The sequence below is a fragment of the Mycobacterium sp. genome (assembly GCF_032162605.1).
In the GTDB taxonomy this organism is placed as follows: Bacteria; Actinomycetota; Actinomycetes; order Mycobacteriales; family Mycobacteriaceae; genus Mycobacterium.
This window is the reverse complement of record NZ_JAVROT010000060.1, coordinates 1-4414: the sequence shown is the minus strand read 5'-3', so window position 1 is coordinate 4414 and position 4414 is coordinate 1. Positions and strand designations below refer to the sequence as shown.

6 protein-coding genes and 1 tRNA gene are annotated in these 4414 nt (G+C 66.5%); 5 read left to right on the top strand and 2 right to left on the bottom strand.

The features are described from left to right. The 5 genes from QOI01_RS03440 to QOI01_RS03420 form a co-directional block, all read left to right on the top strand. Positions 1–827 (top strand): molybdopterin molybdotransferase MoeA (locus QOI01_RS03440; protein WP_526378617.1); only part of this gene is annotated, 827 nt, incomplete at its 5' end. 38 nt (positions 828–865) lie between these two features. Then, on the top strand, positions 866–1495 hold the full coding sequence (locus QOI01_RS03435) for a GNAT family N-acetyltransferase (RefSeq protein WP_526378619.1): 630 nt from the start codon (positions 866–868) through the stop codon (positions 1493–1495). 132 nt (positions 1496–1627) lie between these two features. Continuing rightward, the gene (gene sepX, locus QOI01_RS03430) at positions 1628–2740 is read left to right on the top strand and encodes a divisome protein SepX/GlpR (protein WP_526378615.1); all 1113 of its coding nucleotides are present in this window, start codon (positions 1628–1630) and stop codon (positions 2738–2740) included. 54 nt (positions 2741–2794) lie between these two features. Further along, positions 2795–2867 (top strand) — tRNA-Ala (locus QOI01_RS03425). A 121-nt stretch (positions 2868–2988) separates the two neighbouring features. Continuing rightward, complete coding sequence (locus QOI01_RS03420; protein ID WP_526378613.1) at positions 2989–3258, top strand: hypothetical protein; 270 nt, start codon at positions 2989–2991, stop codon at positions 3256–3258. A 478-nt stretch (positions 3259–3736) separates the two neighbouring features. Here the strand turns inward: QOI01_RS03420 and QOI01_RS03415 are convergent, their stop codons facing one another. Continuing rightward, positions 3737–4009: a nuclear transport factor 2 family protein gene (locus QOI01_RS03415; protein WP_526378611.1), complete on the bottom strand. Its 273-nt coding sequence runs from the start codon at positions 4007–4009 to the stop codon at positions 3737–3739. After that, positions 3972–4414, bottom strand: a 443-nt coding sequence (locus tag QOI01_RS03410) for a nitroreductase/quinone reductase family protein (RefSeq protein WP_526378609.1), incomplete at its 5' end; no start/stop codon positions are given. The genes QOI01_RS03415 and QOI01_RS03410, both read right to left, overlap by 38 nt.

Genomic DNA, 4414 nt, shown 5'->3' with positions numbered 1-4414 from the left:
CGGGCGACGACGTCCAGCCGGGTGACGTCGCCGTGCGCTCGGGAACCATCATCGGCGCAGCGCAGGTGGGCCTGCTCGCAGCGGTCGGACGTGAGCGGGTGCTGGTGCATCCGAGACCGCGGCTGTCGGTGATGAGCGTCGGCGGCGAGCTCGACGACGTCTCGCGGACCCCGGGCAACGGGCAGGTGTACGACGACAACTCCTATGCGCTGGCTGCGGCCGGCCGCGACGCCGGGGCCGAGGTCAACCGCGTCGGCATCGTGGACACGGAGTCGAAGACGTTGCGCGACGTCGTCGAGGGGCAGATCAACCGCGCCGAGGTGCTGGTGATCGCCGGAGCCGTCGGGGGCACGGCCGCCGAGAGCGTGCGGGCGGTGTTGTCCGAGCTCGGCGAGATGGAGGTGTCGCGGATCGCGATGCACCCCGGATCGGTGCAGGGCTTCGGACAGCTGGGTCGTGAGGGCGTGCCCGTGTTCCTGTTGCCCGCCAACCCGGTCAGCGCGCTGGTGGTCTTCGAGGTCATGGTGCGGCCGCTGATTCGCATGTCGCTGGGCAAGAGGCAGCCGCTGCGCCGTGTCGTGCAGGCGCGCACGCTGTCACCGATTACGTCCGTGGCAGGGCGCAAGGGCTACCTTCGCGGTCAGCTGATGCGCGACCAGGACAGCGGTGAGTATCTGGTGCAGGCGCTCGGCGGGGCGCCGGGTGCGTCGTCGCACTTGCTGGCGACCCTGGCCGAGGCGAACTGCCTGGTCGTCATCCCCAGTGAGGCGGAGCAGATCCGCACCGGTGAGATCATCGACGTGGCGTTCCTGGCCCAACGCGGCTAACGAAGTAGATAGACGTGGACCTGTGGCGTTCGACATCCATGCATCCCGGCTGGCCGAAATCGGTCGGACCGCTGCGGGTGGCCGCCGGGCTGGTGCGCCTGCGGCCGATCCGGTTGCGCGACGGCGCGGTGTGGAGCCGCATCCGGTTGGCCGACCAAGCGCATCTCGAGCCGTGGGAACCCGTAGCCGAAGCGAGTTGGGAAGTGCGCCATGCGATCTCGTCGTGGCCATCGATCTGTTCGGGACTTCGCGCGGAAGCCCGCAAGGGTCGCATGCTGCCGTACGCGATCGAGCTCGACGGCGAATTCTGCGGCCAGCTCACGATCGGCAACGTGACACACGGCGCTTTGCGGTCGGCGTGGATCGGTTACTGGGTGGCCAAGGAGCGCAACGGCGGCGGGGTGGCGACGGCGGCGTTGGCGCTGGGCCTCGACCACGGCTTCGGGCCGATCGGGTTGCACCGATTCGAGGCGACGGTGCGGCCCGAGAATGCGCCGAGTCGGGCGGTGCTGGCCAAGGCCCGCTTTCGCGAGGAGGGCTTGCTCAAGCGCTACCTGGAGGTGGACGGTGCCTGGCGCGACCATTTGCTGGTGGCGATCACCCTCGAGGAATTGAACGGGTCGGCAACGTCCTCGCTGGTGCGCGCAGGCCATGCCAGCTGGGTCTAATCTTGTTGCAGTTGTGACATGTGGGGCAAATGTGCTTGTCTGCGACGAGTTACAGGTGTGTAATTAGCCCGGCGCGTCGTCCCCGGATGCGCTGGTCACGGACCTAACCTCACGGGGAAAGGAGCCGGCGACATGCCAAGCATCCCCCAATCTCTTCTGTGGATCTCTCTCGTCGTGCTCTGGCTCTTCGTGCTCGTCCCGATGCTGATCAGTAAGCGGGACACCGTTCGCCGCACCAGCGACGTGGCGCTGGCGACGCGCGTGCTGAACACGCGAAGCGGCGCGCGACTGCTGCGGCGGCGCAAGCCCGCGGCCGGTCACCACAGCGACCCGAACTGGCGTCCGACGCACGACGACCTCGACGAGGACGACGACGAGGACGACGAACCCGTCACCGCGCCACGTAAGACCGTGGTGGTGATGGCGGCCGCGGCGGCACAGACCGAACCCGACTACCTCGATGTGGACATCGTCGAGGAGGACTCCGGCGCCCTGCCGATCGGCGTCTCCGCACGGCTGGCGTTCGACCAAGATCCCGAGCTACCACTGGAATTCGACGACAACACCGCCACGTTCACGGTCGACGACCTCCAGGAGGTCGACGAATCGGACGAGGAAGTCGAGGAGGTCGAGGAGCCCGAAGGAGCCGAGGCCGAGTTCGAGGAGCCCGAGGCGGCCGAGTTCGATGATGCCGAGGGGACGACCGACCAGTTCGCCTCCGAGGACGACACCGACTACGACTACGAATACGTCGACGACACGTCGGGCGTCGAAGAGTTGTCGGATGCCGAACTCCACGTCGCCGGCTCGAAGTCCCAGGCGCGCCGCCAGCACTACGAATCGAAGACCGCAGTTGCGGTCGCGGCGCGCAAGTTCACCTTCCGCAAGCGGACGCTGATGGTGATGTCGGTGCTGCTGCTGGCCTCGGCCGTCGCGGGATACCTGGTATCGCCGACGTTCTGGTGGGTCTGCGGTTCGGTGGGCGCGGTGACGGTGCTCTACCTGGGTTACCTGCGGCGTCAGACGCGCATCGAGGAGCAGGTACGCCGCAGACGCGCCCAGCGAATGAGGCGGTCGCACCTCGGCGTCGAGAACACCGAGGACCCCGAGTTCGAGGTCGTCCCGGCGCGGTTGCGGCGCCCAGGGGCGGTGGTGTTGGAGATCGACGACGAGGACCCGATCTTCGAACACCTCGACTACGCGCCGTTCGCGCGCGAGTACGACCTGCCTCGAGCCGCTGGTTAGTAGTTCGGATTTCTAGCGGGACAGCAGCACTGGTAGCCTGTGCTACCGGCACAAGGGGCTATAGCGCAGTTGGTAGCGCGTCTCGTTCGCATCGAGAAGGTCAGGGGTTCGATTCCCCTTAGCTCCACCGTTTTGACTTGGCATTTCGCCGTTTTCGTGGCTCGGTTGGTTCCATCTGACAGCCGCTTTGACGACCCCACCGGTCACCGAACCAGAGATCCACACCCTGCGCCGCGGCAACACCTACAGTGCCCGCACACCACTTCCGACAGATCCTGGCCCGCGACGAGCGTCCGCACACCATGCACCACCACGCCGCGCATACCCCAGGCCAACAGCTGCCCACTGAGATCCCCGAACCGTTGGCCCGCAACGAAGCACGCCGCATCCGTTGCGGCGCGCTCTGGCGGGAGCAGGCCGCCCGGGTGCGCAGGTATCGCGACGGCTACGAACACGCCACCACCGCATTCACCGCAGCACGGGAGGCGAGCTTCGAAGCGGACGGACTTGAGCTGTGATTGCTGTCGCGAACGGCGCAAGTGGGGAGATGACAGCACACGGGCATTCAGGGACCGGCCGCGACGACGGCGTAGCTCACTCCGCCCTGACCACTGCCCAAGCATCGCACCGGCCCGATGAAGACGATCATCGCGGCGTCAGCCGCACTTGTCGCGGTTTAGACGTCGCAAGGATATCGGCGAGAGAGGTGTCGTGCCTGGTCCGCTCGAAGGCTCGGTTGATTCGCTACTGCAGTGTGCCGTGGGTGATGCGTTCGAGCGGCATGCCTGCCGAGTTCGCGGTACTGATCCCGGGACAACGCAAGACCCCGGTCAAGTCCGACTGCGATGTGCGGCGAGGTTTCGAACTGGACGGGGGTCTTCATCGTGGCCGGCATTGTGTCAGGTCAGTGTGCCGAAGGTGTCGCCGAACATGGGCAGCCCGATCTTGGACTGCTCGGCGGTAGCCTCGCCTGCACCACGTCCCAGTCTTCGGCGATCAGCCCGTCTTCCAGCCGCACGATGTCCACGGTGACCTGTTGGTCTGTAGGCCGCTGCTGGACAACCGGCCGTGCAGCATCACATAGTCACCGTTGGCTATGGCGAGCGCGTTCTCGTAGCGCCTATCCAGCGGCGAGGCCTTGACCAGATTGAACAGGCCGTCTCGACCCGGCGGAATGTGCGCGCTGTGCTGGATGTAGTCAGGCGACCAGAACCGCTGCGCCGCAGCGAAGTCACGCCGATTGGCCAACGTGTCGAACGCCTCGAGCACGAACGCCTTGTTGCGCTCCTCGGCTGCATTCCCGATGGTCGCACCGATCCGATCCGGTGCGGGGTGATGGGTCGAGCACCATGATCGGGATGTCGCGCCCGCCTGCAAGCCGTCGGTATTCGGGAAATGGCGACCAGAACCGCTCGGCGACCGTCCAGTAGTACCGCTTCTCGTCTCCGGTGACCTCATGAGCCTGGAACTCCTTGACAGTGGCGCCGTCCTGAAGTCGCACCCTCGGGTGGGCGACCAGATTGGTGTACCAGGCCGGGTTGGTGAGCGCCCCGCGGTGTGATGCCACTGCCACGTGCCGGTCACCGTCAACGATGCGCACCACCGGATTCTTGCGAACCCGGCCCGATTTCGCGCCCACCGACGTCAGATCACCACCGGCGCCCCTTCCACCGT

What these genes read in the sequence shown, in the direction of transcription:
- QOI01_RS03435 (WP_526378619.1), top strand. Translation starts at nt 866, where the DNA reads ATGCATCCCGGCTGGCCGAAATCGGTCGGACCGCTGCGGGTGGCCGCC.
- sepX (WP_526378615.1), top strand. Translation starts at nt 1,628, where the DNA reads ATGCCAAGCATCCCCCAATCTCTTCTGTGGATCTCTCTCGTCGTGCTC.